The 25,288-nt window shown below is 67.4% G+C and carries 23 protein-coding genes, 1 tRNA gene, 1 other RNA gene and 1 riboswitch; of the genes, 18 read left to right on the top strand and 7 right to left on the bottom strand.

Annotated features, from left to right (window positions below):
• Positions 1 to 5: 5 nt before the first annotated feature.
• An RNA gene (rnpB, locus tag KBY78_RS02170) (RNase P RNA component class A) lies at positions 6 to 416 on the bottom strand.
• 49 nt (positions 417 to 465) lie between these two features.
• On the opposite strand from rnpB, the gene KBY78_RS02165 reads away from it, so the two are divergent.
• From KBY78_RS02165 to KBY78_RS02155, 3 genes are all read left to right on the top strand, one after another.
• Positions 466 to 539, top strand: a tRNA-Arg gene (locus KBY78_RS02165).
• A gap of 86 nt (positions 540 to 625) precedes the next feature.
• Positions 626 to 982 carry a hypothetical protein gene (locus tag KBY78_RS02160; RefSeq protein WP_006172950.1) on the top strand — a complete coding sequence of 119 codons (357 nt, stop codon included), beginning with the start codon at positions 626 to 628 and terminating at the stop codon, positions 980 to 982.
• Positions 983 to 1,055: 73 nt separating this feature from the next.
• Positions 1,056 to 1,529: a hypothetical protein gene (locus KBY78_RS02155; protein ID WP_037981106.1), complete on the top strand. Its 474-nt coding sequence runs from the start codon at positions 1,056 to 1,058 to the stop codon at positions 1,527 to 1,529.
• A gap of 6 nt (positions 1,530 to 1,535) precedes the next feature.
• On the opposite strand, the gene KBY78_RS02150 is transcribed toward KBY78_RS02155, so the two are convergent.
• Positions 1,536 to 4,058 carry a glycogen/starch/alpha-glucan phosphorylase gene (locus KBY78_RS02150; protein WP_255142125.1) on the bottom strand — a complete coding sequence of 841 codons (2,523 nt, stop codon included), beginning with the start codon at positions 4,056 to 4,058 and terminating at the stop codon, positions 1,536 to 1,538.
• A gap of 275 nt (positions 4,059 to 4,333) precedes the next feature.
• Here KBY78_RS02150 and KBY78_RS02145 point away from each other — a divergent pair, with 275 nt between their 5' ends.
• Positions 4,334 to 5,671 carry a cation:proton antiporter gene (locus tag KBY78_RS02145; RefSeq protein WP_006172953.1) on the top strand — a complete coding sequence of 446 codons (1,338 nt, stop codon included), beginning with the start codon at positions 4,334 to 4,336 and terminating at the stop codon, positions 5,669 to 5,671.
• 40 nt (positions 5,672 to 5,711) lie between these two features.
• On the opposite strand, the gene KBY78_RS02140 is transcribed toward KBY78_RS02145, so the two are convergent.
• Positions 5,712 to 6,008, bottom strand: coding sequence for a hypothetical protein (locus tag KBY78_RS02140; RefSeq protein ID WP_006172954.1), 297 nt, complete (start codon positions 6,006 to 6,008; stop codon positions 5,712 to 5,714).
• A 53-nt stretch (positions 6,009 to 6,061) separates the two neighbouring features.
• On the opposite strand from KBY78_RS02140, the gene KBY78_RS02135 reads away from it, so the two are divergent.
• Together KBY78_RS02135 and KBY78_RS02130 are read left to right on the top strand one after the other, a co-directional pair.
• Positions 6,062 to 6,943 carry an alpha/beta fold hydrolase gene (locus tag KBY78_RS02135; protein ID WP_399215153.1) on the top strand — a complete coding sequence of 294 codons (882 nt, stop codon included), beginning with the start codon at positions 6,062 to 6,064 and terminating at the stop codon, positions 6,941 to 6,943.
• Positions 6,944 to 6,949: 6 nt separating this feature from the next.
• Positions 6,950 to 7,831 carry a galactose mutarotase gene (locus KBY78_RS02130; protein ID WP_255142124.1) on the top strand — a complete coding sequence of 294 codons (882 nt, stop codon included), beginning with the start codon at positions 6,950 to 6,952 and terminating at the stop codon, positions 7,829 to 7,831.
• On the opposite strand, the gene KBY78_RS02125 is transcribed toward KBY78_RS02130, so the two are convergent.
• Complete coding sequence (locus tag KBY78_RS02125) at positions 7,809 to 8,789, bottom strand: NAD(P)-dependent alcohol dehydrogenase (RefSeq protein ID WP_255142123.1); 981 nt, start codon at positions 8,787 to 8,789, stop codon at positions 7,809 to 7,811. The two genes, KBY78_RS02130 and KBY78_RS02125, sit on opposite strands and share 23 nt — an antisense overlap.
• Positions 8,790 to 9,005: 216 nt before the next feature.
• Positions 9,006 to 9,127: riboswitch (guanidine-I (ykkC/yxkD leader) on the top strand.
• A 25-nt stretch (positions 9,128 to 9,152) separates the two neighbouring features.
• Between KBY78_RS02125 and speB the strand changes: the two genes are divergently transcribed.
• From speB to KBY78_RS02085, 8 genes are all read left to right on the top strand, one after another.
• Positions 9,153 to 10,358, top strand: a complete 1,206-nt coding sequence (gene speB, locus KBY78_RS02120; protein WP_255142121.1) for an agmatinase — start codon at positions 9,153 to 9,155, stop codon at positions 10,356 to 10,358.
• A gap of 3 nt (positions 10,359 to 10,361) precedes the next feature.
• Entirely contained in the window at positions 10,362 to 10,760 is a 399-nt protein-coding gene (locus KBY78_RS02115) for a hydrogenase maturation nickel metallochaperone HypA (protein ID WP_255142120.1), read from the top strand.
• A gap of 4 nt (positions 10,761 to 10,764) precedes the next feature.
• A complete protein-coding gene (hypB, locus tag KBY78_RS02110; RefSeq protein ID WP_255142119.1) occupies positions 10,765 to 11,469 on the top strand; it encodes a hydrogenase nickel incorporation protein HypB in 705 nt (234 codons plus the stop codon).
• Positions 11,466 to 12,851 carry a type III glutamate--ammonia ligase gene (glnT, locus tag KBY78_RS02105; protein WP_255142118.1) on the top strand — a complete coding sequence of 462 codons (1,386 nt, stop codon included), beginning with the start codon at positions 11,466 to 11,468 and terminating at the stop codon, positions 12,849 to 12,851. Before hypB ends, glnT begins: the two co-directional genes overlap by 4 nt.
• 69 nt (positions 12,852 to 12,920) lie before the next feature.
• A complete protein-coding gene (locus KBY78_RS02100) occupies positions 12,921 to 14,006 on the top strand; it encodes an ABC transporter substrate-binding protein (protein ID WP_255142117.1) in 1,086 nt (361 codons plus the stop codon).
• Positions 14,003 to 14,749: an ABC transporter permease gene (locus tag KBY78_RS02095; protein ID WP_255142116.1), complete on the top strand. Its 747-nt coding sequence runs from the start codon at positions 14,003 to 14,005 to the stop codon at positions 14,747 to 14,749. The genes KBY78_RS02100 and KBY78_RS02095 overlap by 4 nt, the downstream gene beginning before the upstream one ends.
• A 1-nt stretch (position 14,750) precedes the next feature.
• The gene (locus tag KBY78_RS02090; RefSeq protein ID WP_255142115.1) at positions 14,751 to 15,518 is read left to right on the top strand and encodes an ABC transporter ATP-binding protein; all 768 of its coding nucleotides are present in this window, start codon (positions 14,751 to 14,753) and stop codon (positions 15,516 to 15,518) included.
• The gene (locus KBY78_RS02085) at positions 15,502 to 16,608 is read left to right on the top strand and encodes an aromatic ring-hydroxylating dioxygenase subunit alpha (RefSeq protein ID WP_255142114.1); all 1,107 of its coding nucleotides are present in this window, start codon (positions 15,502 to 15,504) and stop codon (positions 16,606 to 16,608) included. Before KBY78_RS02090 ends, KBY78_RS02085 begins: the two co-directional genes overlap by 17 nt.
• Here the strand turns inward: KBY78_RS02085 and KBY78_RS02080 are convergent.
• Positions 16,571 to 17,437 (bottom strand): TIM barrel protein, encoded by an 867-nt coding sequence (locus KBY78_RS02080; RefSeq protein WP_255142113.1) that lies wholly within the window; start codon positions 17,435 to 17,437, stop codon positions 16,571 to 16,573. The genes KBY78_RS02085 and KBY78_RS02080 overlap by 38 nt on opposite strands.
• A 21-nt stretch (positions 17,438 to 17,458) precedes the next feature.
• A complete protein-coding gene (locus tag KBY78_RS02075) occupies positions 17,459 to 17,656 on the bottom strand; it encodes a hypothetical protein (RefSeq protein ID WP_006172967.1) in 198 nt (65 codons plus the stop codon).
• A 71-nt stretch (positions 17,657 to 17,727) separates the two neighbouring features.
• Between KBY78_RS02075 and mgtA the strand changes: the two genes are divergently transcribed.
• Positions 17,728 to 20,313, top strand: a complete 2,586-nt coding sequence (mgtA, locus tag KBY78_RS02070) for a magnesium-translocating P-type ATPase (protein ID WP_255142112.1) — start codon at positions 17,728 to 17,730, stop codon at positions 20,311 to 20,313.
• Here the strand turns inward: mgtA and KBY78_RS02065 are convergent.
• Positions 20,292 to 21,917: a glutamate synthase-related protein gene (locus tag KBY78_RS02065; protein WP_255142111.1), complete on the bottom strand. Its 1,626-nt coding sequence runs from the start codon at positions 21,915 to 21,917 to the stop codon at positions 20,292 to 20,294. The genes mgtA and KBY78_RS02065 overlap by 22 nt on opposite strands.
• 254 nt (positions 21,918 to 22,171) lie before the next feature.
• Here KBY78_RS02065 and KBY78_RS02060 point away from each other — a divergent pair, with 254 nt between their 5' ends.
• The 3 genes from KBY78_RS02060 to KBY78_RS02050 are packed head-to-tail and all read left to right on the top strand — an operon-like array spanning position 22,172 to position 25,154.
• Entirely contained in the window at positions 22,172 to 23,491 is a 1,320-nt protein-coding gene (locus tag KBY78_RS02060; RefSeq protein WP_255142110.1) for an ABC transporter substrate-binding protein, read from the top strand.
• Positions 23,488 to 24,345: a carbohydrate ABC transporter permease gene (locus KBY78_RS02055; RefSeq protein ID WP_255142109.1), complete on the top strand. Its 858-nt coding sequence runs from the start codon at positions 23,488 to 23,490 to the stop codon at positions 24,343 to 24,345. The genes KBY78_RS02060 and KBY78_RS02055 overlap by 4 nt, the downstream gene beginning before the upstream one ends.
• Positions 24,345 to 25,154 carry a carbohydrate ABC transporter permease gene (locus KBY78_RS02050; protein WP_255142108.1) on the top strand — a complete coding sequence of 270 codons (810 nt, stop codon included), beginning with the start codon at positions 24,345 to 24,347 and terminating at the stop codon, positions 25,152 to 25,154. Before KBY78_RS02055 ends, KBY78_RS02050 begins: the two co-directional genes overlap by 1 nt.
• Positions 25,155 to 25,288: the final 134 nt, after the last annotated feature.

Here is a 25,288-nt window from a genome sequence, read left to right as displayed (position 1 = left end):
GGAAGGGGTGAAAGCAGGACATAAGCCGGGTTCTGTTCCGGCCCGCCGGGGCGGACCGGGGTGGGCATCTGTCTGGGACCGCCGTTACCGGCGGCCTCGAGCGGCTCACTTGTGTCGGGACGGGTGTCATGGCCAACCGTTGTCCCTGGGCCTTGCTCCCAGCCGGGGTTTACCGAGCCAGCACCTCTCGATGCTGCTGGTGCGCTCTTACCGCACCCTTGCACCCTTGCCTGTGCGCGGGGCCAGGCCCCGGCCATCGGCGGTGTGTTTCTGTGGCACTCTCCTCACGGTCACCCGCACTGGGCGTTACCCAGCAAGCCTGGCCATTGGGGAGCCCGGACTTTCCTCAACCGAAGCCGGAGCCACCAGCCGAAGCCGGCGTCATCCCTTCGGTCGCGACCACCTCGCCTGCTTTCGACGCCGACTTTAAGCCGGGTGGTGATCGGAGCGGATAATGGTGTCGTTGGGGCTGTAGCTCAGCCGGATAGAGCGACGGTTTCCTAAACCGTAGGTCGTGGGTTCGAGTCCCGCCAGCCCCGTCGATCCAGGTGGTAGGGAACGCTACCGGTGGTGGCCTTCCCAAACAGGGCTCCCTGGCTAGCGTGGGAGCGGCCGTGAACCCTGCATGAACGAGCTTCACGATCTGCGTCTGCGCTTGCTGGTTCAGCAGGAGGGCGAGCGGATTGCCCGCAGCCAGCCCGACGAGCTGGATCTCTCGGTCGTCCAGGCCCGCTGCCTCTGCTGGCTAGCGCTGCTGGCCGAAGTGCATCAGGAGCAGTCAGTCGAGGCGGAGCAACGGGGCGACATGGAGCAGGCGATGGGCTGGTTCGCCGATTCGATGCGCCTGCGCGATGTGATCCAGCTGGTCAGCTCGATCGAGATCCCGCTGCCCAGCATCCAGGAGGACGGCGACGACAGCGACGACGCTGACGGTGACGACGACCAGCTGGACCTGCTCGGCCCCTTTGATCGCCTGGTCTGAGGGGGCAGGAGCTCTCAGCGGCGCCCCTGAACATCCAATGCCATGATGGGCGTTAAGGAACCAAGGGAGCGCGGTGCCCGAAGAGCCCTGCCAATGCCCTGACTGCCAGCGGTTCTATCGGGAACATGACCGATTGATCCGGGAGAATCCCACACTGCGGCAGCAGCAGGAACTGAACTGGGCGGCCCTGCAGTCGTTCCGCACCCTGGCGGGCCGGGTGCTCGAAGAGCTGCAGAAGACCCAGGGCGACGGCGAAGCCGAGGCGCCAGCCCCTCAGCCTGCCTCCGCAGCTCCGGCAGCCGCTGAAGGCTCCCCCGAGGAGGAGAGCCTGCAGCAGGCGATCGCCGATCTGGAGAACATCAACGCCCACCTGTTCTCAATCGAAGCGCTGATGGAGCGCATCTTTGATGTGCGGGTGCCTGAGGATGTGGAGCAGAAATTCCGGGAGGTGGCCGGAGAGCTTGCCCCCGACCCCCTCAATGCCGATCGCCTGCGGCTGAACCGCCTGCTGCACCAGACCCCCGACCTGCCGGACCACCGGCCCTGAGGCCCCTCAGTCGATCTCGCAGCTGATCGTCACCGGAAACGGTTCTGCCCGCCAGATCCGCTCGGCGTACTCAAGGATGGAGCGGTCGCTGCTGAAGAAGCCGGAGCGCGCCGTGTTCAGCAGTGACATCCGGTTCCAGGTGGTGCGATCGCCCCAGGCCTGGGTGACCGTGTCCTGGGCACGCATGTAGTCGCTGAAGTCGGCGATCACGTAGTAGGGATCCCGACCGGTGAGGTTCTTCAGCAGGGGCTTGAACAGCTCCGTGTCGCCATTGCTGAAGTGACCCTGCTCCACCAGCTGCAGAGCCTCCGGCAGTTCCGGGATGCCGGCGATCAGCTCCCAGGGGCGGTATCCCCCCGCGCGCAGGGCCTCGATGCCATCGGTGGTGTGGCCGAAGAGGAAGAAGTTCTCGGCGCCCACCTGCTCGCGGATCTCCACGTTGGCGCCATCGAGGGTGCCGATGGTGAGTGCCCCGTTCATGGCGAATTTCATGTTGCCGGTACCGGAGGCCTCCAGCCCGGCGGTGGAGATCTGCTCGGAGAGGTCCGAGGCCGGATACACCCGTTGCCCCAGGGTGACGTTGTAGTTCGGCAGGAACACCACCCGCAGGCGGCCGTCCATGTCAGGGTCGGCGTTGACCGTTTCAGCGATGCCGTTGATAAAACGAATAATAAGTTTGGCCATGTAATAGCCCGGTGCCGCCTTGCCTCCGAAGATCACGGTGCGGGGGGCGAGGTTGTCGCCAAGGCCGTTCTTGATGCGCAGGTACTGGGCGATCACCTGCAGGGCATTCAGGTGCTGGCGCTTGTATTCGTGGATCCGCTTCACCTGCACATCGAAGAGCGAGGAGGGATCCACCAGCAGGCCGCTCTGGCGGTGGATGTAGTGGGCCAGCTGACGCTTCACCGCCAGCTTGGTCTGGCCCCAGCGCTCCAGGAAGCCGGAATCATTCTGGAAGGCCTCCAGCTTGCGCAGCTCGTCGAGGTTGTGCACCCAGTCCTGGCCGATCACCTCATCGAGCAGCTCCCGCAGCAGCGGGTTGGCCAGGGCGATCCAGCGCCGGGGGGTGACGCCGTTGGTGACATTGGTGAATTTCTCGGGCCAGAGGGAGGCAAATTCAGGGAAGAGCTGCGTGCGCACCAGGTCGCTGTGCAGGGCCGCCACGCCGTTGACGTGGTGGGAGGCCACGGTGGCCAGGTGGGCCATCCGTACCGCCTTGCCGTCGTTCTCATCGATGATCGACACCTGGCGCAGGATCGTCTCGTTGCCTGGATGCTTCAGCCGCACCGTCTGCAGGAAGCGGCGGTTGATCTCGAAGATCAGCTCCAGGTGCCGCGGCAGGAGCGAGCCGAACAGATCCAGGCCCCATTTCTCCAGGGCCTCGGGCAACAGGGTGTGGTTGGTGTAGGCCAATGAACGGGTGGTGATGTCCCAGGCGGCATCCCAGCTCAGGTGCTTGTGATCAATCAGCAGCCGCATCAGCTCGGCCACGGCGATGGCCGGGTGGGTGTCGTTCAGCTGCACCGACCAGTGCTCCGGGAAGTCGGTGATCGGCAGGTCACGCAGCTCCAGGCTGCGCAGCATGTCCTGCAGGGAGCAGCTCACGAAGAAGTGCTGCTGCTTGAGGCGCAGGCGCCGGCCTTCATCGGTGCCGTCGTTGGGGTAAAGCACCTTCGAGAGGGTCTCGGAGCCCACCTTCTCCTCCACGGCGCCGTAGTAGTCGCCGATGTTGAAGGCGTAGAAATCAAAGCTCTCGGACGCTTCCGCCTGCCAGAGCCGCAAGCGGTTGCAGGTGTTCACCCTGTAGCCCAGAACCGGCACGTCGTGGGGGACACCGATGGCGTGCTCGGAGGGCAACCAGCGCACCCGGTACTCCCCCTGGGTGTCGCGGTAGCTCTCGGTGCGGCCACCGAAGCCGACGAAGCAGGCCTGGTCGGGGCGGGGCAGTTCCCAGGGCCAGCCGCTCTTGAGCCATTTGTCGGTGATCTCCACCTGCCAGCCATCGCGGATCAGTTGGTCGAAGATCCCGAACTCGTAGCGGATGCCATAGCCGGTGGCGGGGATCTCGAGGCTGGCCAGGGATTCCAGATAACAGGCGGCCAGGCGGCCGAGCCCCCCATTGCCCAGGCCTGGTTCCTCCTCCACCTCGAGGATCTCATCGAGCGAGTCGATGCCGAAACGGCGCAGGGCCTCGGCGGCTTCGTCCTGGATGCCGAGCATCAGCAGGTTGTTGCCCAGCTGGGGGCCGATCAGGAATTCGGCGGACAGGTAAGCCACCACGCGGGCGGGCGTGGCCGAGATCGCTTCGATCCCCGCCAGGTAACGGGTCATCAGCCGGTCGCGCACCGCGTAGCTCAGGGCCACGTAGAGGTCGTGGTGGCTGGCGGTGGGGGCGAGCTTGCCGAGCGTGTAGAAGAGATGCTCGGTCATGCCGTCGAAGACACCATCGGCCGTGAGGCCGCTGCGATCAGGGTCGGCAAAGCAGCCCGGGGTGGGCAGCCTTAGCTGTCTGGGCGGAGCGTCGGTCATGGTGGCGGGGCGAAGGGGGTGGAGCGGTGAAGCTGAACAACGCCGGGCGGTGAAACGCGTGCCGGTCCGATCCGTGCGTCTAGCCAGTTTGGCTCAGGCGCGAAGCGGACAGTCCTGAGGCGGAGCAAGTCGTTCGGCCTGTGCCTGGCCAGCCGCCATTCAGTGTGGATTCACTGATGGTGTGCAGAGACTGGTCTGGACAGATTCCAATTCCCGCAGCAGATCCCGTCTAACGTCGCGGCCAACTTCATTGAAGCGACGCGCCAACCGCCCGCATGACTTTTCCGACCCTGCTGCTCGAGATCGGCAACCACAACGGCGAGGTGGCCGAAACCCTGATCGGGGTCGGACGGTTTCTGCTGATCTTCCTTGCGGCGCGCACCCTGGCCGAGCTGATGGTTCGGCTCCAGTTGCCCACCATTCTCGGTGAGCTGGTTGCCGGTGTCCTGATCGGCCTCTCCGGGCTGCACCTGATCCTGCCGCCGGAAACGGGGGCCGAACTCAGCAACTGGTTCACCTCGGCGGTGGGTTCCCTGGCCGATCTCCCTCCAGATGCGGTTCAGGCGATCTACATCGAGACGTTCCCCAACCTGCAGGCGGTGGCCACCCTGGGCCTGTTTGCCCTGCTGTTTCTGACCGGGCTCGAGAGCGAACTCGATGAACTGGTGGCGGTGGGCGCCCAGGCCACCACGGTGGCTGTCACCGGTGTGGCCTTGCCCTTTGCTCTGGGCACCTTCGGTCTGCTCTATTTCTTCGATGTGCCGATGATCCCGGCGGTGTTCGCCGGAGCGGCGATGACGGCCACCAGCATTGGCATCACGGCCAGCGTCTTCGGTGAGCTGAAGTACCTCAAGACCCGGGAGGGGCAGACCGTGATCGGCGCCGCGGTGCTCGATGACATTCTCGGCATCGTGATCCTTGCCGTGGTGGTGGCGGTGGCGGGTGGGGGTTCATTCGAGCTCGGCCCGATCGTCAAGTTGCTGCTCGCGGCTGCGGTGTTCGTGTCCGCTTCCCTCTTCCTCAGCCGCACCGCCGCCCCGGCCTTCGACTGGCTGCTCGATCGACTCAAGGCCCCCGGCGAGGTGGTGGTGGCCTCCTTCGTGGTGCTCTGCGTCTGCTGCTTCGCCGCCCAGGCCATCGGCCTGGAGGCCGCCCTCGGTGCCTTTGCTGCCGGCCTGATCCTGAGCGGATCCCGCCACACCCACGCGATTCAGGAAACAGTGAAGCCGCTGGTGTCGCTGTTCGCCACCATCTTCTTCGTTCTGATCGGCACCAGCATGGATCTCTCCGTGCTCAACCCGATGGATCCGGCCAACCGCCCGGGTCTGGTGATGGCGGCCTTCCTGCTGGTGGTGGCGATCATCGGCAAGGTGGCCTCCGGCTGGACCTACGTCAGCAAGGAGAAGACCAACCGCCTGGTGGTGGGTCTGGGCATGATGCCCCGCGGCGAGGTGGGCCTGATCTTCCTGGGTCTGGGCACCCAGGCCGGCCTGCTCACCCCGGCGCTGGAGGCGGCGATCCTGCTGATGGTGATCGGCACCACCTTCCTCTCCCCGATCCTGCTGAGGGTGGTGCTCAGCCGCCAGGAGAAGCTGGCCGAGCAGCCGGCCTGAGGCTCAAAGTTCGTTCTGCTCAGCCTCAGCGCCCGTCAGCTCAGCTCTCGTCGCGGCGGGAGGCCAGGGTCCAGAAGGCCCCGGCCAGCACGGCCATCAGCCCGAGACTGGCGGCCCAGCTGGGGCTGAGGACCCAGCTCAGACCCAGCTGGGTGATCCCCCCCACGGCAAAGGCCAGCATCACGCTGCTCAGCAGCAGCACGATCTGACGCAGCCCCTCAGGGAGCGGCCCCTGGGTGAGCGCTTCCTCCAGCCGGGCCAGCGGCAGCGAGAGGGGCAGGTACAAGGCCAGAGCCCACAGGGCCGTTCCCGGCAGCAGGCTGGACAGCTCGAGCACGGAGCGAACCCCCCGAAGTGATCCCTAGCATCGACGACCAAGCCATACCTGCGTTGATCGGCCCCCGCTCCGAGCCCTGGACCTATGGCGGCCATGGGGTCCACGCCCTGGCCAGTCGACCGCCGCAGCCCCAGGGCCCGGCGATTTTGCTGGTGCACGGCTTCGGCGCCTCCACCGACCACTGGCGCTACAACATTCCTGCGCTGGCGGAGCACCATGAGGTTCACGCCCTCGACCTGCTGGGCTTTGGCCGCAGCGCCAAGCCCGAGGGGCTGGCCTACGGGGGAGGGCTGTGGCGTGATCAGCTGGTGGCCTACGTGCGCGAGCAGATCGGGCGGCCCACGGTGCTGGTGGGCAATTCCCTCGGCGGCTTTGCCGCCCTGGCGGCAGGGGCGGCCCTGGGCAGCGAGGCGGCCGGGGTGGTGCTGATCAATGCCGCCGGCCCCTTCAGCGACGAGCAGGCCGAGCCGAAGGGCTGGGGCGCGATCACGAAGCGCACGATCGGCGGTGCCCTGTTGCGCAGTCCAGTGCTTCAGCGCCTGCTGTTCGAGAACCTGCGGCGCCCGTCCACGATCCGGCGCACCCTCAATCAGGTCTACATCGATCGCAGCAACGTGGATGACGCGCTGGTGGAGGCGATCCGGCGGCCCTCGCTGGATCCAGGGGCCTTCGGGGTGTTCCGCACGGTCTTTGACATTCCCCGTGGCCAGCCCCTGGACGAACTCTTTGCCCAGCTCAAGGCCCCCCTGCTGCTGCTCTGGGGGATCCGCGACCCCTGGATCAACGCCGCCGGGCGGCGCGCCGCCTTCCAGCGTCACGCTCCAGCCGCCACCACTGAGGTGGTGCTCGACGCCGGCCACTGCCCCCACGATGAAGTGCCCGAGCAGGTGAACGCCGCCCTGCTGGAGTGGCTCTCGAGCCTGCCGGATGCCTGAGCTGCCATGCCCCTGACCCACCGCACCACGCCTTACCCCCATTGGGAGTTCAGCACTGCAGCCGGTGGCGATCTCCTGCGGCTGGTGCCGGAGCGGGGCGGGCTGCTCAGCGGCTGGCGGTGCAACGGCCGTGAGCTGCTCTACCTCGATGAGGCTCGCTTTGCCGATCCGGGCCTCTCGGTGCGGGGTGGCATGCCAGTGCTGTTCCCGATCTGCGGCAACCTCCCCGCTGATCAGCTGCCACTGCCGCAGGGGAGCTTCACGCTCAAACAGCACGGCTTTGCCCGTGATCTGCCCTGGGAGTTGGAGGAGCTGAAGGGAGCTGAGGGCGTGCGCCTGAGCCTGGGCGATAGCCCCGCCAGCCTGGAGATGTTCCCCTTCCCCTTCCGGCTGCAGCTGGAATTACGGCCCCAGCCAGGGGCTCTGGCGATCGCGGTGCTGGTGGACAACCCCGGGCCGGAACCGTTGCCCTTCGCCTTTGGGTTGCATCCGTATTTCGCTGTCACCTCCCTGGCGGCGGCGTCGCTGGAGGGCCTGCCGGAGCGTTGTTTCGACCACGGCACCATGGCGCCAGCCGCCACCGCACCGCTGCTGGAGCGGCTGGAGCAGGGGGTGGATCTGCTGGCGCAGCCTGCTGGTCCGGTGCGCTTGCTGGACGGCCAGGCGGGGGTGGCCCTGGAGCTGCAGGCTGAAGCCCCCTTCAATCTGGCAGTGGTCTGGAGCGATCCGCCCCGCTCGATGGTCTGCCTGGAGCCCTGGACGGCACCGCGGGGCGCCCTGGTGAGTGGTGAGCGGCGGCTGGAGGTGGCCCCTGGGCAGACCTGCCGGCTGGCCTGCCGTTACCAGCTGATCGAGGGTTCCGGGGTCAGCCTTCAGGCTCAAGCGTGATCACAACATTGCCTGTCTTGCGCCCGCTGTCGACATAGCGGTGGGCTGCCACGATCTGATCCAGTGGGTAGTGACGATCGATCACGGGCCTGTAGACCCCGGCCTCGGCCAGCTCAGCGAGCTGGCGCACGTCGCTGGCTTCCACGCTCACCGGACCGGCGATCACCGTCTTGTCGCTGCTGACTGTCTGCCAGGGGCTGAGCAGCATGGCGGCCAGCCCCGCCTGCACCAGCACCAGGCGACCCCCCGGCCTCAGGCAGCCGCGGCTGCGGGCAAAGGGCGCCGTGCCGGCCGTGTCGATGATCACGTCGTAGGTGTCACCGCTCTGGCTGAAATCAGCCTGCTGATAATCGATCACCTGGCTGGCCCCCAGGGAACGGACGAGATCCTGGTTGGCTGCGCTGCACACCCCGCTCACCTCTGCACCCAGGTGACGGGCCAGCTGCACCGCCGCTGTGCCGACGCTGCCTGAGGCACCATTGATCAGGACCCGCTCACCGGGCTGAACCCTGGCCTGGCGCAGAACTGCGAGGGCCGTGGTGCCACCGAAGCAGAGCGCGGCGGCTTCCTTGAAGCTGAGGTTGGAAGGCTTGCGGGCCAGCAGGCCATCCTCCGGCAGGCAGACGTACTCCGCATGGCAGCCCATGGCGGTGTCGCTGAAGGCCACCAGCGGATCACCAGGCCTGAAACGGCTCACATCGCCGCCCACCGCTTCGACGACACCGGCCAGCTCACTGCCCAGGATCGGTTGCTTTGGTCTGGAGAAGCCGAACACCAGGCGGATGATCAGCCCGAAACCGGCGGGCACCTCCAGGCTGCGGATCCTCCAGTCGCCTGAACTCACCGTGGTGGCCCTGACCTGGATCAACACCTCATGGGCTGCGGGGATGGGCTTGGCCACTTCCGTGAGGTGAAGCACTTCAGGTGGTCCGTAGTGTTCATAAACAACGGCTCGCATGGTCGTTGCTCCCAGGACACGGTGTTTGGACCAGTCAGGCTAGATCTCCTGGTTCGGTTGCAGTCTTGCTTGAAATCGTTCCGGGTTCCAAGGATTTTTGGGGCGTATCTGTGCTCGTGTGCGCTCCCTTCCAACCAGCCGATCCAGGCCCAGGAGTCACTCTCTGGTAGCAACCGTCACAACGCCACAGCTCTGATGGGGTGAAGGTTCAGGGGCGGAAGCAGCTTCTAGGGTTCCGGTTCGCGTCAGTTCGCTTCAGCGAGTCCGATGCGGCGTCTGGTCCGAGAGAAGCTCACCGGGGTCACCCGGTTGCACGGAGGGATAAAAGCCCGGGAGACCGCAACCCCACCTCCGTGTTGTGCCATGACCGCATCTTCAGGCCCGGAAGGGGCCTTCGACCGTCGTACCCAGGCGCCGCCCTCTGGACGCCAGGGAGCTGAGGCCCTTGAGAAGGAGGCCCGCCTGCCGCTCACAGGCTGGCAGCAGGAGGTGGACCAGGGCCTGCGCTACGGGCTTGAGGCGGCTGAGAGCATTGTTGATCGGCGCATCTCCACCTTCTCCCGTGGTGAGCTGCCCCACTACGCGGGCATCAACACCTTCATGAAGGCGCCCTACATTGAAGACGTGAACCGCGTCGGTGAGTTCGATGTGGCGATCCTGGGCGTGCCCCACGATTCCGGCACCACCTACCGCCCCGGCACCCGCTTCGGTCCCCAGGGGATCCGGCGCATCTCGGCGCTCTACACGCCCTACAACTACGAAATGGGCGTCGACCTGCGCGAATCGATCAGGCTCTGCGACGTCGGCGACATCTTCACGATTCCGGCCAACAACGAGAAGAGTTTCGATCAGATCTCCAAGGGCGTGGCTCACGTGTTCGCCAGTGGCGCCTTCCCGATCATCCTCGGCGGCGATCATTCGATCGGCTTTCCCACCGTGCGCGGCGTCTGCCGTCACCTGGGTGACAAGAAAGTCGGCATCATCCACTTCGATCGTCATGTCGACACCCAGGAGATCGACCTTGACGAACGCATGCACACCTGCCCCTGGTTCCATGCCACCAACATGGCCAACGCTCCGGCCCGCAACCTGGTGCAACTGGGCATCGGCGGCTGGCAGGTTCCTCGCGAGGGGGTGAAGGTCTGCCGCGAGCGGGGCACCAACGTGCTCACCGTCACCGACATCTGCGACATGGGCCTGGAGGCGGCGGCGCAGTTCGCGATCGAGCGCGCCACCGATGGCACCGACTGCGTCTACATCTCCTTCGACATCGACTGCATCGACGCCGGTTTCGTGCCCGGCACGGGCTGGCCCGAGCCCGGTGGGCTGCTGCCGCGCGAAGCGCTCAAGTTGCTGGAGCTGATCGTGCGCAACGTGCCGGTCTGCGGCCTTGAAGTGGTGGAGGTTTCACCTCCCTACGACATCAGCGACATGACGTCGCTGATGGCCACGCGGGTGATCTGCGACGTGATGGCCCACCTGGTGGTCAGTGGTCAGCTGCCCCGCAAGCAGAAGCCGGCCTGGCTGCATGAAGCCTGCAACATGGCCGTCGATCAGAGGTGGAGGTGAGCCATGCATGAGGTCGACATGACCAAGTGCCTGCTTCTCTCCCTGCAGGAGTGGAAGCGTGGGCAGGAGCCCCACACCCCGGTGGTGGCGGCGGTGCATCTGCAGGTGGGTGATTTCACCTGCGTGGAGCCGGAGGCGCTGCGGTTCACCTTCGCCGCCGCCGTGCAGGGCACCTGGCTCGATGGCTCGACGCTTGAGATCGACACCGTGCCCCTGCGGGCCCGTTGCCTGGGCTGCTTCAGCGAGTACAGCCCTGATCGGGAGCGGGCCTACCGCTCCCCCTGCTGCGATCGGCCCATGGAGGAGATCCTCAGCGGCCGTGAGCTGCGCATCCGCTCCGTCGACTACAGCCTGCCGCACCAGACCTCAGATTCCGATGCCGCCGCCGTTCCCTCGCGCTGATCCCATGCACATGCCCCTCAGCGACACCCTCGGCCTCAACCTGATGGCCGCCAATCAGCACCAGGCGGAGCACAACCGCGAGCACTTCGAGGCCTGGAACCTGCTCTGCCTCAACGTGATGAGCAGCCCCGGCGCCGGCAAGACCTCTCTGCTGGAGCGCACGATCACGGCGCTGGCACCTCAGCTGGAGATGGCCGTGCTGGAGGGTGACATGACCACCCAGCTCGATGCCCAGCGCCTCGAAGCGGTGGGTGTGCCGGTGGTTCCGATCACCACGGGCCGCGCCTGCCATCTCGATGCCGCAATGGTCAGTGGTGGTCTGCGCCAGCTCCAGGCACAGCTCAATCCTGCCGATCTCGATCTGCTCTGGGTCGAGAACGTTGGCAACCTGGTCTGTCCGGCTGAATTTGAGGTGGGCGAGCACCTCAAAGTGGCTCTGCTCAGTGTCACCGAGGGCGACGACAAGCCGCTCAAGTACCCGGTGATGTTCCGCGAAGCTGATTGCGTCCTGATCACCAAGGTGGATCTGCTCCCCTACCTCCCCGTTGAGGTGGAGCGCATCGAGGCGCACATCCGCGCCGTCAACCCCGGCGCCGAGGTCTTCCAGGTTTCGGCCAGCAGCGGCGCCGGGCTCGAGGCCTGGCACCAGTGGGTGCTGGCCACCACCCGGGAGCACACCCGCCCGTCCGTGCTGGCGGAGGTGGGATGAGCAGCCTGCACTCCCCGGCCTCCGCCGATCCGCTCACTGAACCGCAGCTCAGCTGGCAGCGGCGCAAGCTTGATCTGCTCAGCCAGGGGGTGAGCTATGCCCTGGCCAGCTTCGTGGATCTGCACGGCACCAGTAAGGCCAAGGCGGTGCCGCTGGACCATTTCGAGGCGATGCTTGCAGGCTCCGAACTGTTCACCGGTGCCGCCCTCGATGGCGTTCCCCAGGATGTCAGCGACGACGAAGTGGCCGCCATTCCCGACCTGGCCACAGCCACGGTGCTGCCGTGGCGCCGTGATGTGGTCTGGCTGGCCAGCAGCCTGCACCTGCATGGGCAGCCCTTCGAGGCCTGCAGCCGCAACATTCTGATTCGTGCCCTCGACGAGGCCCAGCGGATGGGATTCCGCTTCAACCTGGGCATCGAGACCGAATTCTTTGTGCTGCGTTGTGGCGCCGATGGAGCCCTCCGGCCCGCCAGCTCCCGCGACACCCTCGAGAAACCCTGCTACGACCTCACCGGTCTGCTCGACAACCTGCCCTGGCTCGATGAGCTGGTTCAGGCGATGAATGATCTCGGCTGGGGGGTGTACTCCTTCGATCACGAAGACGGCAATGGCCAGTTCGAGACCGACTTCGCTTATGCCGAGGCGCTCACCATGGCGGACCGCCTCACCTTCTTCCGGCTGATGCTCAAGGAGATCACCCACCGCCATGGGCTGATCGCCAGCTTCATGCCCAAGCCCTTCAGCGATCGCACCGGCAGCGGCGCCCACTTCAACATGTCGCTGGCGGATCCGGCCACGGGCCGAAATCTCTTCGCGGGCGACACCCCTGGCGCCATCACCCCATTGGCGGAGCAGTTCATCGCCGGCATCCTGCGCCATGCCCCGGCGATCTGCGCCGTGATCGCCCCCACGGTGAACAGCTACAAGCGCCTGGTGGCCCAGGGCTCCATGAGTGGCTTCACCTGGGCGCCAGTGTTCGTCTGCTACGGCAACAACAACCGCACCAACATGTTGCGGATTCCATCCGCCGGTGGCCGGGTGGAATGCCGCGCTGCCGACAGTGCCTGCAATCCCTATCTCGGAGCAGCGATGATCCTCGCGGCCGGACTGGAAGGCATCCGGGAGGAGCTGGATCCAGGCGACCCCAATCTCGTCAATGCCTACCGGCTCAGCGCCGAGCAGCGGGCCGAGAGGGGGCTGAGGGTTCTGCCACGAACCCTTGGTGACGCGATTGAGGCCTTTGCCGCTGATCCACTCTCCCGCTCGGTGTTCGGTGATGCCATGGCCGACGCGTTCATCGACTACAAACGAGCCGAATGGGCCGAGTATCACGGCTGCGTGTCGGAGTGGGAATTGAGGCGTTATCTCGAATTCCTCTGAGCCATCGCCGCCACGCTTTTTTACTCCCAAGCATGTATTGCTTTGCCGCCTTTCTTTGCTAATCAACCCATGACCTCCAATCCGCGCCCTGACCTCAGCTCCACCTCCATGTCCACCACCGCCCGCTCGGTTTCTCAGCAGCAACGCCCGTCTCATCCGCGCCGGCGCCGTCAACGTCTGCTTGGCCTCGGCCTGACGGCGCTGCTCGGCGGTGGGTTGCTGGCCAGCTGCCAGAGCCCTCCGAAGCCAGGTGCCACCCCCGTGCGCATTGGCTACAGCGCCTGGCCCGGCTGGATTCCCTGGAAGGTCACCGAGGAGAAGGATCTCTTCACCGCGGCGGGGGTGCCGGTGACCCTGCAGTGGTTCGATGGCTACCTCGATTCGATCAATGCGCTCAACGCCGGGCAGCTTGATTGCAACAGCCAGACGCTCAACGACACGATCAGCTCGATCGCCGGTGGTGCCGACCTGCGGGTGGTGCTCACCAACGACAATTCCACCGGTAATGACCAGATCATCGCTGCCCAGGGCATCGCGGACGTCACTCAGCTCAAGGGCCGCAAGGTGGCTGCTGAGGAGGGCACGGTCGATCACTACCTGCTGCTGCTGGGCCTGAAGAAAGCGGGGCTCACGTCCAAGGACATCGAATTCGTGCCCCTGGAAACGGGGGCAGCAGCAGCGGCTTTCGTGGCCGAGAAGGTGGATGCCGTTGGTGTGTTCGCTCCCTTCACCACCCAGGCGCTCAAGCGCTCCGGCAGCACCACCTTGGTCTCCTCCAAGGAGTTCCCGGGTGCCATCAGCGATCACCTGGTCTGCCGCACGGAGTTCGTCGAGAAGAACCCCGAGCAGCTGCAGAAGGTGGTGAATGCCTGGTTCGCCACCCTCAAGGAGATCAAGGCCAACCCTGGCCCCAGCCTCACGATCCTGGCGGCCAGGGCTGGGGTGAGCGAGGCCGAATACAAGGAGTACGACGCCGGCACCACGATCTTCACGCTCGAGCAGAACCGTGAGGCGCTCAAGCCAGGCAGCACCATGGCTTCGCTCCCCTTTGCCGCAGCTGAGATCAGCACCTTCCTGCAGGAGGTGGGACTGGCCAAGACGCCGCCTGATCTCACCAAGCTCTTCGATGCGCGCTTCGTCGACGCGGCGCCATGAGGAATCCCTGGTTGCTCGGTCCGCTCGGGATCGGCGTGGTCCTGCTGGTCTGGTCGCTGATCAGTCTCAGCGGCACGGTGGATCCCCTGTTCCTGCCCAGCCCGCCGGCGGTCTGGCAGGCGGCCAGTGATCAGTTCCAGGGGGGGATCCTGGTGGGAGATGCCATCGCCAGCATCCGGCGGGTGTTCCTGGGCTTCGCCCTCTCCGCGGCCCTGGCCCTGCCCCTGGGGATCGCCATGGGCAGCAATCCGCTGATTTGCCGCCTGCTGGAGCCCCTGCTGGGTCTGATCCGCTACATGCCGGCGCCGGCCTTCATCCCCCTGCTGATCATCTACTTCGGTCTGGGGGAGTTGCCCAAAGTGCTGTTGATCTTCGTCGGCACCTTCTTCTTCAACACCCTGATGATCATGGATGCGGTGAAATTCGTGCCGCCGGAGCTGATCGAGACGGCCCTCACCCTTGGGGGCCGTGGCTTGCCGATCCTCACCCGCGTGGTGGCCCCCTTCATCGCTCCCCAGGTGATCGATGCCTACCGCATCAACATGGCCTCGGCCTGGAACCTGGTGATCGTGGCGGAGCTGGTGGCGGCCAACGAGGGCCTGGGCAAGCGCATCAGCCTGGCCCAGCGCTTCCTGCGCACCGATGAGATCTTCGTGGGCCTGATCGTGATCGGCCTGATCGGGCTGATCATCGATCTGGGCTTCCGCTTTCTGCTGCGCCGCAGCTGCGCGTGGGCCAACTGAGATGCATCTTTCCGTCAACGGCGTCAGCAAAACCTTCGGCGACGGTCGCCACGCCAAGTTGGTGCTCGACGACATCAGCTTTTCGATCGATTCCGGCGAATTCGTGGCCCTGGTGGGCAGCTCCGGCTCGGGTAAGTCCACGGTGATGCGCCTGATCGCCGGCCTGGAGCGCCCCAGTGCTGGTGTGATCGCCCTGGACGGCAAGTCGGTGCGCGGGCCCGGCTCCGACCGGGGCATGGTGTTCCAGAAGTACAGCCTCTACCCCTGGATGACCGCGGCCCAGAACGTGGCCTTCGGCATGACGCTGCAGGGATTGCCCAAGGCCCTGGTCCGGGAGCGTACGGGCTATTTCCTGGAGGTGGTCGGGCTGCAGGATGCCGCCCGGCGTCTGCCGCGGGAGCTCTCCGGCGGCATGCAGCAGCGGGTGGCGATCGCTCGCGCCCTGGCGGCCGACCCCAAGGTGGTGCTGCTGGATGAACCCTTCGGCGCCCTGGATCTGCAGATCCGTGAATCGATGCAGGAGTTTCTCTATCAGCTCTGGGAGCGCTCCGGGCTCACGGCTCTGCTGATCACCCACGACCTCGAGGAGGCGCTGCTGCTGGCCAAACGGGTTCACATCATGGCGCCGCGACCGGGGCGCATCGTGAGAACGGTGGAGGCTGATCTGGATCGTTCCAACCTGGCCCACCTGAGGGTGTCCCCGCCGTTCCTGGAGCTGCGGGAAGAGCTGGTCAACACCCTGCGCAACCTAGATGGCGCTGCCATCTGAAGCGGCCGCCATGGACGCTTCAGGCGATCAGTTCGGCCAGCGCCCTTTTCTGGAGGCGGAGCTGTATCGCTCCGCCTCTGTTGCAGAGCGTGAGCGGCAGGTTTACGCACCACGCTTCTGGCATCCGGTGGCTCCGCTCTCCAGCCTGCCGGAGGGTTCAGCCCTGCCTCTCGAGCTGCTGGATCAGCCCCTGCTGCTCACCCATCCCCCCGGCGGGCCGCCGCGGGCGTTCCTCAACCGCTGCCCGCACCGCGGGGTGGCCCTGCTGCCTCCGGCTCAAGCGGCCCAGCCCTGCCGACGTCTCATCTGTCCCTACCACGGCTGGACCTACGACCTCGGTGGCAGCCTGCGGGCCGCGGCCCGGGAAGCGGAGTTCGTGGATCCCTTCGCACGCGAGGACTGGCCCCTGATCCAACTGGCCTGCGCGGTGCGCGGCTCGATGCTCTGGGTGTCGATCGGCCAGGATCCGCTGCCCCTCGAGCACCAGCTGGATCTGGTGGAGCAGGAGCTGGGCCCGGCCCTGGAGCGGCCAAGGGTGCTGCTGGCCAGCCTGGAGTCGGAACTGGCCTGCAACTGGAAGATCGCCCACGACAACACCCTCGACGATTACCACGTGGCGATCGCGCACCCCACCACCCTGCACCGCCAGCAGGGGCCTGTGCGCCACTACCGGCATCGCTTCGCCGATCACACCAACCTCCTGGCCACCCCGGTCCCCCTTCAGGGCAGCGGCGCTGATGCGGAGGCACCGGAGTTCCTCACCTTCGGCGCGCCGCCCTGGATTCATCTGCTGGCCTGGCCCGATGGGCGTCTGGCCTTGATCAGTTTTCCTCCCCGCGATCTGGGTCGCTGCCGCCTGCAGGTGTGGTTGTTGGGTGATCCCGCCCAGACGGACCTGGGCGAAGCCTGGATCGAGGAGCTGCGCTCCTTCCTGGACGAAGACCGGGCCCTGGTGGAGTCGGCTCAGAGGGGCTACACCAGTGGCCTGACGCCTGGCCCGGCCCATCGGCTGGAGCGGCGGATCCTGCACCAGCAGGCGCTGTATGCGCGGATCACGGGCCTGGAGCCGCCGTTTTCAGCTCGCGCCTGAGCCAGGCGGCCATGGCGGTGTTGATCTGCAACAGATCGGCCACGGGCTGGTTCGTGAAGGGAAGGGTGGGCAGATAGCCGTCGGGGCCGAATTCCGGGGTGAGCGTGAAGCGTTCCATGCCGCGCGCTCGGGCCCGATCCAGAATCAGCTGCCAGCAGGCCTGGTGCGCCTCCAGGGCCTCGGCGTGCTCTGGCGCGAAGGGGTGGCCCACCTGGGGCCCCTGAGCATGCCCCACCCGGGCGTGGATGTGGTCCACCCGCCCAGCGATTGCCTGGATCGGCTCCAGGTCCGGCGTCATCAGCCGCTCGCAGGCCACGCACCAGTGGCTGAGGTCGGCGGTGAGCCTCAGATCCGGGTAGCGACTGATCCAGTCCTGAATGCGCCAGGGGTCCGCCAGGCTGCGCGAACGGTGGGTTTCGAACGTCACCGGTGCCTGGGCGGCGGCGGCCAGCTCCAGCGCCTGGTCCCAGAACCACTGTTGCTCCGCCCAGGTCCAGCTGTCGCTGCCGGTGATCACCGTGATCCGCAGCGGCTCGAGTCGGCGGCAGCGCTCCAGCTGCCTGGCCAGTTGCTGAAGATGCTCTGCCGCTGTCATGGCGAGATCGGGCACGTAGCCGTTGCCCGTGACCAGCTCCACGATCAGGGTGAGTTCGGCGGCGGCAAACTCGGCCACCACCGTGCCGGGATCAGAGCCTGCCAGGGCTGGATGGTCGAGGTTGGCCTCCACACCATCGAAGCCGCTGTGGCGTGCCTGGTGAATCGCTTCCTGCAGGCTGCCCTGGAATCCCCAGAGGCTGTGCAGGATCAGGGCCTGCACGGGCTCACCCATGCGATTGGCCTTGGAGAGGATTCAGCGGCCGCTGGTGTGCTCCTGTGCGGCCGTGGCCTGCTCCGATTCCAGCAGGTTGGGCTGGATGCCGAGGTAGACCGCCTCGCGGAACAGGGCCCGGCGGGCTTCGGCATTCCCGCAGGCTCGGGCTTCGGCCATCCGCTGACGCAGCGACAGCAGCAGGGCCTGCTGGCGGGGATCCTGGATGGTGTGGGCCATGGGGAGTATTCCTGCACCGGTCTTGACCGGGCTCTCAGACCCATCAGCCTACCGAGAGTTCGCCCAGGCAGATGGAGCCCCTCACCAGCCCTGGTGACCCTGAGGCCTTCTGGAGCCAGCCCCTCCCCGAGTTGCTGGCGGAGCTGCGCACCAGCGAGGCCGGCCTCAGCAGCGGCGAGGCCGCTCGCCGCCTTCTGGAGCACGGCCCCAACGCCCTGGCGCCGCCGGCGCGGGGTGGGGCGCTGCGGTTGCTGCTGCGTCAGTTCAGCAGCCCGATCATCCTGATCCTGAGCGGCGCGGCGCTGCTCTCGTTCCTGCTTGATTCGCCCACCGATGGGCTGATCATCCTGGTGATCGTGCTGATCAGCGGCCTGCTGGGCTTCTGGCAGGAGAACGGCGCCGCCGGGGCAGTGGCCCAGCTGCTCAAGGCCGTTCAGACCACTGCGGTGCTGCGCCGCGATGGCGGCGACCAGGCCGTGCCGGTGGCGGAGGTGGTGCCGGGCGATCTGCTGGTGCTCTCCGCCGGTGCCGCCATCCCGGCCGACTGCCGCCTGATCGACGAAACCGACCTGAGTGTCAACGAGGCGGCCCTCACCGGTGAGAGCTTTCCGGTGAGCAAGCACCCGGTGGCGGTGGCCGCCGACGCCCCGCTGGCCAAGCGCGCCAACGTGCTGTTCCTCGGCACCCATGTGGTGAGCGGCAGCGGCACCGCCGTGGTGGTGCGCACCGGCGGCGCCACCCAGTTCGCATCGATCGCCGAACGACTGCGCCAGCGCAGCCCCGAAACCAAATTCGAGCGGGGCGTGCGGCGCTTCGGGGCGCTGCTGCTGGAAGTCACCCTGGTGCTGGTGATCGCGATCTTCGCCGTCAACGTGTTCCTGCGGCGGCCGGTGGTGGATTCGTTCCTGTTTGCGTTGGCCCTTGGGGTGGGGCTCACGCCCCAGCTGCTGCCGGCGATCATCTCGGTGAACCTGGCCCAGGGGGCCCGGCGCATGGCCGCCCGGCAGGTGATCGTCAAGCGGCTCTCGTCGATCGAGAACTTCGGCAGCATGACGATCCTCTGCTCCGACAAGACCGGCACCCTCACCGAAGGCAGCGCCCGGGTGCAGCGAAGCTGTGGCGTGCATGGCGAGGCCAACCCGGCGGTGCTGCTGCACGCGGCGGTGAACGCCTCGTTTGAAACGGGCTTCAGCAACCCGATCGATGCGGCGCTCCGCGAGGCAGCGGTCGCGAGCGACGGTCCCGAAGGCGCTCGCGGCCCGCTCGATCTCTCCGCCTGGACCAAGCTCGATGAGATCCCCTTCGACTTCAGCCGCAAGCGGCTCAGCGTGCTGGCCCGCGCCGACGGCACCCCGGTGTTGATCACCAAGGGGGCGTTCCTCAAGGTGCTGGAGGTGTGCGACCGGGCCGAAACCGCCAGCGGCGCTGTGCTGCCCCTGGCGGCGGTGGAGGCCCAACTGCGCGAGCTCTACGCCGAATGGAGCTCCGAGGGATTCCGGGTCCTGGCCGTGGCGGTGCGGCGCTGGCAGGACCAGGGGCCCCTGGTGCCGCGGGCGGTGAGCCGCCAGGACGAAACCGGCATGAGCCTGCTGGGGCTGCTGGCCCTCAGCGATCCGCTGCAGCCGGGGGTGCATGACACCGTGGCCGAGCTGGAGCGCCTCGGGGTGCGCCTCAAGATGATCACCGGCGATAACGCCCTGGTGGCGGCACGGGTGGGCCGCGAGGCGGGGCTTCGCAATCCGGAGGTGCTGACCGGCGCCCAGCTGCAGCGGCTCTCCGACACCGCCCTGCCTGTGCGGGCCGGGGAGGTGGACGTGTTCGCCGAGATCGAGCCAAGCCAGAAGGAACGGCTGATCCATGCCCTGCGCCGTGCCGGCCACGTGGTGGGTTACCTGGGCGATGGCATCAACGACGCCCCGGCGCTTCATGCCGCCGATGTGGGTCTCTCGGTGCAGGGGGCGGTGGATGTGGCCAAGGAAGCCGCCGACATCGTGCTGCTCGAGCCCGACCTGGCGGTGCTCCTGGCCGGCATCCGCGAGGGCCGCCGCACCTTCGCCAACACGCTCAAGTACGTGTTCATGGCCACCAGCGCCAACTTCGGCAACATGGCCTCGATGGCGGGTGCCTCGCTGCTGCTGCCCTTCCTGCCGCTGCTGCCCAAGCAGATCCTGCTCACCAACCTGCTCACCGATCTGCCGGAGATGACCATCTCCACCGACCGGGTCGATCCCGACTGGATCAGCCAGCCGCACCGCTGGAGCATCCCCTTCATCCAGAGGTTCATGGTCGTGTTCGGGCTGGTGAGCTCTGTCTTCGACTACCTCACCTTCGCGGTGCTGCTGTTGCTGCTCCACGCCGATGCCGCCCAGTTCCGCAGCTGCTGGTTTGTGGAATCGGTGATCTCGGCCGCCTCGATCGTGCTGGTGATCCGCACCCGCGGCCCCCTGCTCCACAGCCGCCCCTCCCGGGCGCTGGTGGTGGCCACCATCGCCGTGGTCGCCCTCACCCTGCCCCTGCCCTGGACGCCGTTGGGGCGGCTGTTCGGCTTCGTGCCTCTGCCGGCGGAGTTCCTGCTGCCGCTGCTGTTGATCCTTCTGGCCTACGTGGCTAGCGCCGAGCTGGCCAAGGGCTGGTTCTACCGCCGCTGGTCCGGTTGACGGCCGCCTGGGGCGGCCTCCCCGCTCCAGGCGATGCCCGCCAGCTCCGCCAGGTCCCGATGCCAGCTGGCCAGGTCCTCCCGGCGCAGTCGGCCCAGGTGATCGTGCCCGCAAGCCCGCGCCATCACCTGCATCAGCGCCACCGTCGCCCGCAGGAAGCGCTCCAGCCGCAGGGCGGCATGCTCCACCTCCAGCCGACGACGCAGCTGAGGGTCCTGGGTGGCCACCCCGGCCGGGCAGCGGTTGGTGTGGCAGATGCGGGAGCCGACGCAGCCGATCGCCTGGATCGCGGCATTGGCCAGGGCGATCCCATCGGCCCCCAGGGCCAGGGCCTTGATGCAGTCCGCCGGGGTGCGCAGACCGCCGGTGACGATCAGCGTGACCTGCCCGCCGACGCCGCTTTGGTCGAGATGGGCCCGGGCCCGGGCCAGGGCAGGAATGGTGGGCACGGCGATGTGATCGCGGAAGAGCAGCGGAGCCCCGCCGGTGCCGCCGCCACGACCGTCGAGGATCAGGCAATCGACCCCGGCCTCGAGGGCGAAATCGAGATCATGCTCGATGTGCTGGGCACTCAGCTTCATGCCCACCGGGATGCCGCCGCTGAGCTCCCGCACCCGATCGCCGAAGGCGCGGAAATCGGCCGGGCTGTGGAGATCGCTGAACACAGCTGGGGAACAGGACGGCTGTCCCTCCGGGATGCCGCGGATCTCGGCGATGCGGGCGGTGACCTTGGCGCCGGGCAGATGGCTGCCGGTGCCGGTCTTGGCGGCCTGGCCGGCCTTGAAATGGAAGGCCTGCACCTGCGAGAGCACCTCCTCGCGGTAGCCGAACATCGCCGGCGCGAGCTCGTAGAGATAGCGGTGATTGGCGGCCTGCTCCTCGGGCAGCATGCCCCCTTCGCCGGAGCAGATGCCCGTGCCGGCCCGCTCCGCGCCCGTCGCCAGGGCCTGCTTGGCCTCCTCGGAGAGGGCACCGAAGCTCATGTCCGACACCAGCAGGGGGATCTCCAGCCGCAGGGGACGCCGCGCCCGGGGACCGATCACCAGCTCCGTGCTGACCGCCGCGTCGCCAGCTAGGGGCCGACGGGCCAGCTGGGCCGTGAGGATCTGGATGTCGTCCCAGAGGGGGAGGAGGGAGCGTGGCACCCCCATGGCCGCCACCGGCCCCTCGGCCCCCATGCGATCGAGACCATGCTCGGCGAGCTGGTGGATCAGCTCCAGGTTGGGCTCTTCCGCCGTGGCCCGGGGCTCAGGCATCCCGTGGTGGTCGGGTTCCTCGGGGTCCGCATCGTTGCCGTCACCTTCTTCAATGCCGTCACCTTCGCCGTCAGCGTCGACGGAAAAGGTGGTGCCCACCCGATCGGCGGGGACGCGGGCATGGGTGCCATCGCAGTAAGGGGGGGTGGCGGTCTGCTTGCAGCGGCACAGGAGCGCCTTGCCGCCTCTCTCGGCCACGAAGGCGAGGGGAGTGAAGCCGCTGCCCTCGTGGGATCCATCGCAGAACGGTTGATCCGATGAGCGGCCGCAGGCGCAATAGAAGTAGTCCTTTCCCTCCTCCAGGTTCACGCTGATGGGCGTCGTGGCGGCAACCGTCGGTGCAGACATCGGAGGTTTCCCAGAGGTTCGAAGGCCGGTGGCCTGTTCCCAGTGTGAGGGCCCTGGATCCGAGCCAGGATCCGAAGATCCGAGCCGGACATCGATCCGACCTTCCCTGTGTCACGCCATCGTCGCCTGCCCGGTGAGCCTGCGCCTGGGGCCCATGGGACCTGGTCGTTAAGGTGATCGCAGGCCTGCCTGAGAGGGCAGTACCGACGCGCCGAACCGCCATCAGGCTGCCGGCGACCAGATGTCAGCGGAGGATGGGCTTGGGGCTGCGCAGCACCCTGCGATACGCCGCCCTGGCTCTCCTGCTGGTGGGTCTGATCGTCTCCGGGGGGCTGCGGGCGCAACGGCAGGAGCCCGTGATCGTCACGGCGCTGATGCCGGCGCCGTTTGCGGAGGCCACAGCACCGATCGTGGAGCGCTTCAACCGCCGCCACCCGGGCATCGATCTGCGGGTGAACCGGGGGCCCTTCGAGACCGAGGCCATCTCCGATCTGGCGATCAGCAGCCTGCTGCTGGGGGACAGCCCCTACGACCTGCTGCTGATGGATGTCACCTGGACGCCGAAGTACGCCGCGGCGGGCTGGCTTGCGCCCCTGGAGCCGCTGCTGGGGGAGGACGCCCTCGCCGGGGTGGTGCCGGGCGCCAGGGAGGGCAACCGCTTCGATGGCCACCTCTGGCGGATCCCACTAGTGGCCGACATGGGTCTGCTCTACTGGCGCACCGATCTGATGGCGGCGCCCCCGCGCACCCCCGACGAGCTGATGGCCACCGCCGGCGCACTGCAGCGGGCTGGCCGGGTGCGCTGGGGCTACGTCTGGCAGGGCCGCCAGTACGAGGGACTGAGCTGCGTGTTTCTGGAGGTGCTGCGTGGCTTCGGCGGGCAGTGGCTTTCCGCCTCGGGTGATCGAGTGGAGCTGGGCAGCCCGGCGGGGGTGGCCGCGGCCTCCTGGCTGCGGCAGCTGATTGATCTGGGCATCACCCCCCGGGCGGTGGCCAATTTCGCCGAACCGGAGGCTCTGCAGAGCTTCGAGGCCGGCGATGCCGCCCTGATGCGCAACTGGCCCTACGCCTGGGCCGAGCTGCAGAAACCCGGCAGCCAGGTCAGGGGGAAGGTGGGCGTGACCACGATGGTGGCCGCTCCCGGGGGCAGCCCAGCCGCCACCCAGGGCAGCTGGGGCTTGTCCTTGGTGAGCCAGAGCCCCCATCCCCGCGAGGCTGCGCTGGTGATCGCCGCCCTCACGGCACCGGAGGTTCAGAAGGACCTGGCAAGGCGGCTGGGTTACACCCCCACCCTCTCGGCCCTGTTCGAGGAGCCGGAGCTGGTGGCGGCGAACCCGGTGCTGCCGGAACTGCGCCGGGCGCTGGAGGCCACGGTGCTGCGTCCGCTCAGCCCGCTCTATGCCCAGCTCAGCGACATCCTGCAGCGGCAGCTCAGCGAGGTGATCACCGGCGAGCGGGAGGCCGCCGAGGGCATGGAGCGGGCCCAGCGCCTCAGCAACCAGCTGCTGCGGGCCAGCGGCGTGGGGGCCAGTGGCGTGGGGGCCAGTGCCAGTGGCGTGGAGGCGAGGTCATGACCCTGCTGCTCACCCTGCCCGCCCTGCTGCTGCTGGCGCTGGTCTTTGCCGTGCCGCTGCTGCGTTACGGCTGGCTCAGCTTCCACGCCGACTCAGTGATCACCGGCCTGCAGCCGGTGCCCAACGGCGGCGCCAACTGGCTGCGCCTGATCGAGGACGAGCGCTTCTGGCAGGACACCGTTCAGACCCTGCGTTTCGCTGGGCTGTCGGTGGCGCTGGAGCTGCTGCTGGGGCTGGCCCTGGCCTTGCTGCTGCACCAGAGCTGGCGTGGCCGCACGGCGGTGCGCACGATCACCCTGCTGCCCTGGGCCCTTCCCACCGCAGTGATGGCCCTGGGCTGGCGCTGGATCTTCAACGATCCCTACGGGCCGATCAACGCCCTGGTGCAGGCGCTGGGACTGCCGGCGCTGCCCTTCCTGAGCAGCCCTGCCAGCACCTGGCTCGTGGTGGTGCTCGCGGATGTCTGGAAGACCACGCCCTTCGTGGCCCTGTTGTTGCTGGCCGGGCTGCAGTCGATCCCCACTGACCTCTACGAGGCCTTCGCCCTCGAGGGCGGCACGTCGGCTCAGGCCCTGCGTCGGATCACCCTGCCGCTGTTGTTGCCCTATGCCTTCCTTGCCGTGCTGTTCCGCCTCGCCCAGGCCCTGGGGGTGTTCGATCTGGTGCAGATCCTCACCGGCGGAGGGCCGGCAGGCAGCACCGAAACCCTGGCTCTCTATTCCTACCTCTCGGCCATGCGTTTTCTCGATTTCGGCTATAGCGCCACCGTGATGCTGGGGATGTTCGTGCTGTTGCTGGGGCTCACCGCCGCTCTGCTGCTGGGCCGGCGCTGGCTGGCGGGGGGGAGGTCCTGATGCGGTTCCGTCGCCTGGCCGTGCTGCTCGTGCTGCTCTGGAGCCTGCTGCCTCTGCTCTGGCAGCTGTACACCTCCCTGCGCACGGGTTCGGCCCTGATCACTCCCCAGCCGGGCCTGGCGGGCTGGACCATGGAGAACTACCGCCAGATCCTCTCGGGTGATCCACCCTTCTGGCGCTTCCTGCTCAACAGCACGGTGGTGGGACTGGCCAGCACCGCCCTGACCCTGCTGCTGGCCATCCCCTGCGCCTATGGATTGCAGCGGCAGCCGGCCAGGACGCGGGCGGTGCTGAGCGGTGTACTGCTCGCTGCGGCGGTCTTCCCCTATGTGCTGCTCTTCCTGGCGCTGCTGGAGCTGGCCCGGCGTTTTGGGCTGGCCAACCAACTGCTGGCGTTGAGCCTGCCCTATGCCGGCCTCTCGCTTCCCCTGGCGGTGCTGCTGCTGGGGGCGTCGTTCCGGGATCTGCCGCCGGAGCTGGAGGAGTCTGCCGTGCTGGAGGGCCTCAACCTCTGGCAGCGGCTGCGCTGGGTGCTGTTGCCGCTGATCGCCCCTGCCAGCGCCAGCACCGGGCTGCTGGTGTTCCTGTTCAGCTGGAACGAGTATCCGATCGCTCTCACCTGGATCAGCCGCCAGGAGCTGCTCACCCTGCCCATCGCCATCGCCCGCATCGCCGGTTCCTCCGTGTACACCGTTCCCTATGGCGCCTTCGCGGCGGCCACCGTGCTGGGCAGCCTGCCGCTGCTGGCCCTGGTGGTGATCTTCCAGAAACCGATCGTGGCGGGTCTGACCCAGGGGGCCGTCAAATGAGCAGCGTTCAGCGGCCTCAGGGCCTGGTGCTTGAGGCGCTGGAGCGTCGCGTCGGCAGCAACCTTGTGCTCGACGGCCTCACCCTCAGCGTGGCGCCTGGGGAATGCCTGGCGCTGCTGGGCCCCAGCGGCTGC

Source organism: Synechococcus sp. EJ6-Ellesmere (assembly GCF_024345875.1).
Lineage (GTDB): Bacteria > Cyanobacteriota > Cyanobacteriia > PCC-6307 > Cyanobiaceae > Regnicoccus_A > Regnicoccus_A antarcticus.
Note: the sequence above shows the minus strand (reverse complement) of the source record. Positions and strands in the feature narration are given on the sequence as shown.